6 protein-coding genes are annotated in these 5,003 nt (G+C 40.0%); 2 read left to right on the plus strand and 4 right to left on the minus strand.

Annotation, left to right across the window (positions count from 1 at the left end; translation table 11 throughout):
• Positions 1 to 17: 17 nt before the first annotated feature.
• Entirely contained in the window at positions 18 to 455 is a 438-nt protein-coding gene (locus tag AC29Z1_RS13370) for an FAD-dependent oxidoreductase (protein WP_488271956.1), read from the minus strand.
• A gap of 16 nt (positions 456 to 471) precedes the next feature.
• Positions 472 to 1,857 (minus strand): tRNA uridine-5-carboxymethylaminomethyl(34) synthesis GTPase MnmE, encoded by a 1,386-nt coding sequence (gene mnmE / locus AC29Z1_RS13375; RefSeq protein WP_488271957.1) that lies wholly within the window; start codon positions 1,855 to 1,857, stop codon positions 472 to 474.
• A 400-nt stretch (positions 1,858 to 2,257) separates the two neighbouring features.
• On the opposite strand from mnmE, the gene AC29Z1_RS13380 reads away from it, so the two are divergent.
• Both AC29Z1_RS13380 and AC29Z1_RS13385 read left to right on the plus strand, forming a co-directional pair.
• Positions 2,258 to 3,160, plus strand: a complete 903-nt coding sequence (locus tag AC29Z1_RS13380; protein ID WP_488271953.1) for a chemotaxis protein — start codon at positions 2,258 to 2,260, stop codon at positions 3,158 to 3,160.
• Between the two features lie 96 nt (positions 3,161 to 3,256).
• Positions 3,257 to 4,012: a hypothetical protein gene (locus AC29Z1_RS13385; protein WP_488271954.1), complete on the plus strand. Its 756-nt coding sequence runs from the start codon at positions 3,257 to 3,259 to the stop codon at positions 4,010 to 4,012.
• A gap of 168 nt (positions 4,013 to 4,180) precedes the next feature.
• Here AC29Z1_RS13385 and jag read toward each other — a convergent pair whose 3' ends face one another.
• Together jag and AC29Z1_RS13395 are read right to left on the minus strand one after the other, a co-directional pair.
• The gene (gene jag, locus AC29Z1_RS13390) at positions 4,181 to 4,825 is read right to left on the minus strand and encodes an RNA-binding cell elongation regulator Jag/EloR (protein ID WP_488271955.1); all 645 of its coding nucleotides are present in this window, start codon (positions 4,823 to 4,825) and stop codon (positions 4,181 to 4,183) included.
• Between the two features lie 3 nt (positions 4,826 to 4,828).
• Positions 4,829 to 5,003, minus strand: a 175-nt coding sequence (locus AC29Z1_RS13395; protein ID WP_488271958.1) for a YidC/Oxa1 family membrane protein insertase, incomplete at its 5' end; no start/stop codon positions are given.

Here is a 5,003-nt window from a genome sequence, read left to right on the forward strand (position 1 = left end):
ACTGAGCTAGGGGAAATCTATACAGCAAAATGTGTTGTGATTGCTACAGGAACCTGACCATTTTCCACAAGAATATTGTCAATCATAGCTTGTTTGACATCCAAGTTTGGTTGGTTCTCAAGTGTATGCTTCATGGCAGCCTGATATAAACGCTTGTCAGCTTGCGCCCGCAGTGCATGAACAGCCGGCCCTTTGCCAGTATTAAGCATACGCATTTGAATACAAGTTTTATCTGTATTAATCCCTATTTCGCCACCAAGCGCGTCAACTTCCCGCACCAAATGACCTTTGGCAGGTCCGCCGATCGCAGGGTTACACGGCAACATAGCGATATTATCCATACTCAGGGTAGTAATCAATGTCCGGCAACCCAGCCGCGCTGCTGCCAACGCCGCTTCACAGCCGGCATGTCCGGCACCAATAACCACTACATCATAAATTCCTGCTTGAAACAATATTCTCACCTCTTTATTACTTACCAATACAAAACTGCGAAAATATCTGATCTATGATATCATCCCCTACGGTATCGCCAGTAACCTCGCCTAGTTTCTCCCAAGCCGCCCGTAAATCAACAACAATACAATCTGATGGCATACCAGCCTCAATCGTAGCTTCTGCATCACGCAGCCGTTCCATCGCTGCTCGCAGCGCTGCACTATGACGGACATTATTAACAAACGCAGCTTCTGTTTGGCTAACTTGGCCAGCATATACCATTTTAACAATCGCCTGCTCAAGTGTGGAAAGTCCTTCTTCTTTGGCAACCGATATTTTTAATATCAGTCGATCTCCAGTATATTTCTTTACTTCTTCCATCTCCAGCCGGGCTGGTAAATCACTTTTATTAATCAGGATAATGGCTTGTTTACCTGGTAAAAGCTCTAATACCAATCGATCTTCTGATGACAACGGTGTTGATGAATCCAATAATAACAAAATTAAATCCGCCTGATCTACTAAGGCTTTGGCCCGTTCTACCCCGATTTTCTCCACCACATCGGCCGTGTCGCGAATACCGGCTGTATCAATAATTTTTAACGGCACACCACCAATATTAACATATTCTTCAATAATATCCCGGGTGGTACCGGGAATATCGGTAACAATAGCCCGCTTTTCCCGTAACAATGCATTTAATAAACTTGATTTACCCACATTAGGTTTACCAATAATAACGGTTGCCAGACCTTCTCGTAAAATTCGCCCGGTTTGAGCAGTAGCCAATAGTGCCGCAAGCTGACTTTTAGCTTCACCAATTAATTGAGCGACATCAGCAGCCGTTGCCTCTTCAATATCTTCTTCCGGATAATCAATAGCTGCTTCTAACTGGGCAATCATTTGTAAAATGGAATGGCGCAACATCCGCACTTGTTCAGATAAACGTCCTGATAAATTACCAACTGCTACCTTGAGTGATGCATCTGTTTTTGATCTAATGATGTCAATAACCGCTTCAGCCTGCGCCAAATCCAACCGGCCATTTAAAAAGGCGCGTTTTGTGAATTCTCCCGGCTCTGCCAATCTCGCTCCTTGAGCAAGTGTCAAATCCAAAATACGTTTTAATGGAACAGGACCTCCATGGCATTGAATTTCTACGACATCCTCGCAAGTATATGATTTAGGAGCACGCATTATCAATAAAATTACTTCATCTATCGTTTCACCACTCAACGGATCAATAATATTCCCATACAGAACTTGATGTGACGGAGAATTGACGACTTTTTTCCCTGCATTGCTGATAAACAGCTTGTCAGCAATGGCTATGGCTTTATTGCCACTCATCCGGATAATACCGATGCCGCCTTCCCCAATGGCAGTAGCTATTGCGCTAATCGTATCTTCATGTGTCACTACACTCAAAGTATTTTCACTCCTTATTCCGATATCATGCGTTAATTACGGCAGGCAGGTATATATGTTGTTAGCAAAGCCAAAGTCATGTCTAATAGCCAAGCTGCCAATCTATAACGCCGCCAACGTTTATAATATTCTCATAATATTCTTATATGCATTTTATATAAAAGACCGCAAAAGTATAAAATTCCCTGCTAGCCCTGAATTTCCTGCAAAATATACCAATCACTATAGTATTCTCATACGTAATCAATTAATACTTATAAAAAATTATTATTATTTATAAGTAATAGCAGGTAAAGTAATTATTAACATAGAAATATTTACTAGCCTACTATTCGAACCATCTATAGTCTAGTACTAAATCGCGATATAAGCAGAAAGAAGGGTCGTCAAAATGTCTAATAAAAAGGGGATTTTACTGGAAACAGGAACAAACGAATTTGAAATCGTAGAATTTTCAATTGGTCCTGTCAGTTATGGAATAAATGTTGCTAAAGTAAGAGAAGTTATTAATCCGGTTCCTGTCACTCAAATGCCTAATATTCATCCCTGGGTTGACGGCATCTTCACTTTGCGCGGGCGCGTTATGCCACTGGTTAATCTGCCACGTTGCCTAGGCAACCAATCAACAACCACTTCACCCAAAGTTATTGTCAGTGAACTAAACAACTATTATGTAGCTTTTCTTGTAGATGAAGTATCGCGCATTCATCGCATCTCCTGGACAGCCATGGAACCACCACCCCATATCGCAAACTCGGATATGGTTGTTGGCATTATAAAAATGACAGAAAAAATGGTCGTTCTGCTGGATTTTGAAAAAATAGTAGCAGACATCAATCCGGAAATGAATGTGAAGTTTAGGCAAATAAATCCAACCACTACACCGATATTCGAGAACCGCAGACACAAAACAGTTTTGATCGCAGAAGATTCAAAAATGCTTCGTGATCTGCTATTAAGTACACTACATTCTGCCGGTTATAGCAATATAATCTTAACAGAAAATGGACAAGAAGCCTGGAATAAAATTGAACAAATAATTATAGCCGGAAATCCGCTTGAAAATACAATTCAATTAGTAATAACAGATATTGAAATGCCGCAAATGGACGGTCACCATCTCACAAAACGAATAAAAGAACATGAAAAAGCCAAACACATACCCGTCGTCATCTTTTCTTCCCTTATTAATGAAGAAATGCGCTTAAAAGGTGAATCCATTGGTGCTGATGGACAGGTATCAAAACCCGAAATTAGCCAGCTCATAGAAGTTGTTGACAACTTAATTTTATAGTAGTACTATCAATGGCTACTCATTTGCTGGAGTGGCCATTTTTCACTAAGCTATTTAAAGCGGTACGCAATCTTTGGAGAAAGCGAGGTACCTATATTGAACTGTAAGCCCAACTATTACAATGTTATTTTAAAATATTGCTCACGCCGAGAAAATCTGGGTCGTCGTCTAGAAAAAGTATTACTCCGCGGGTCAGCAGCTATTAAACTTGCGCTTGCTACTATACCATCGATCATTATTTACAAAGGTAATACAAATAATATTCTTCCAGTACTTAAAGCTTTTAAAGATGAATATGCCGCAATCACTGTTCTGCCAGAAAATATACCGCCAGTTCTGCCACTTTATCGTCTATACCGTAACTTTGACAAGCTCCATTTAGATCTCCAGTCACTGTTGATCAATGTTCCTAATAATCTTTGGTTAGGAGAGACTATTTATCATATTGTTCGAGCCAGTTTCGCAGGAGAAAACGGCGCATTCATCATCACCAGTCATGCCATATATTTTATTGACAAGCCTACTGGTGATACTCTATCTCGCTGGTTAATTATCCCATATGACTATGTTATCGACGTTTCATCATCGATAACATCACCAGAAGCAAATGTGATAGTAAAATATCAAGATATCCATGGTTACCAAAACGCTGTTTTTACTATATCAAAAGAATCTCTAAACACCATTATCGTAGCCATAAATCAGGCCCAAGCGGCTGGTCGATATTTAATAAAACTCAAAACAAGCTGCACCGCCTGCCAATATATATCAGAAGATTACACCGACAATGCACCTATCGAAGAAAACTGCGAATGTGGTGGCCAATTGCAACGAATATTACTTGCAGACTAAAAAATCACTGCTATTCTTCACCTGCTTTAAAAAATTTTTTTGCGATTACACCATTGGCATCAGCGCCATCCAGGTGAATTGTGCAAAAAGCCTTAGTGGTTATTATAGCCATCCAAATATTTAAACGTCTGGCATACCAAAAAAAGCCGGGGATATTCCCCGGTTTTTTTATTTATTGCTATTTTTTAAAGCAATTACGACCTTACGATAAGGCTCATCGCCCTCACTATAAGTAACAATTTTGTTATCATTCTGAAGAGCCATATGAATAATCTTGCGTTCCAGGGGACTCATTGGCTCAAGTACCACCCGTTCTCCCCGGCGCTTAACTTTATCCGCCAGCCGTGTAGCCAGACGAGACAGTGTTTCGGCGCGCCGTTTACGATAATCTTCCACATCAAGAATAATCCGACAGCGTTCTTCAGCGTCTTTATTAGCAGCTAGATTAGTTAAATATTGCAGTGCGTCGAGTGTTTGTCCATGTTTACCAATCAACACACCTAAGTCTTCGCCGCGTAAATTGATAACAACATGATCACTATGACTCATTTTTTCCATGAATACATTAATGTTCATAGCTTTAAATATGTTCGCTAAAAACTGTTTAGCTTCTTCTACCGGGTCAATCGCCCGAACAGTTACTCGTACTTTAGCCAGTTTTGAACCAATAAAGCCAAAAATTCCTTTACTTGGAACCTCCAAAACTTCATAATCAATTCGATCCCGGCTTACTTCTAATTCTGCTAATGCATTTTCAATTGCCTCGTCAATTGTCTTTCCCGTCTTTTCGATAACAGTAAGCTTGCCAGCCATAAATTAACGTACCTCCTCCCGAACAACGGACGGACTATTGCGATACATAAACCACTGTTGAAATATTTGGAATATATTACTAACAACCCAATACAGTACTAATCCTGCAGGAAATGACATACTAATATAGCCGATAAATAACGGCATAAAAATCATCATCATTTTAGTTTGCTGATTC

The sequence above is a fragment of the Sporomusa sp. genome (assembly GCF_057736855.1).

What these genes read in the sequence shown, in the direction of transcription:
- AC29Z1_RS13380 (WP_488271953.1), top strand. Translation starts at nt 2,258, where the DNA reads ATGTCTAATAAAAAGGGGATTTTACTGGAAACAGGAACAAACGAATTT.
- jag (WP_488271955.1), bottom strand. Translation starts at nt 4,825, where the DNA reads ATGGCTGGCAAGCTTACTGTTATCGAAAAGACGGGAAAGACAATTGAC.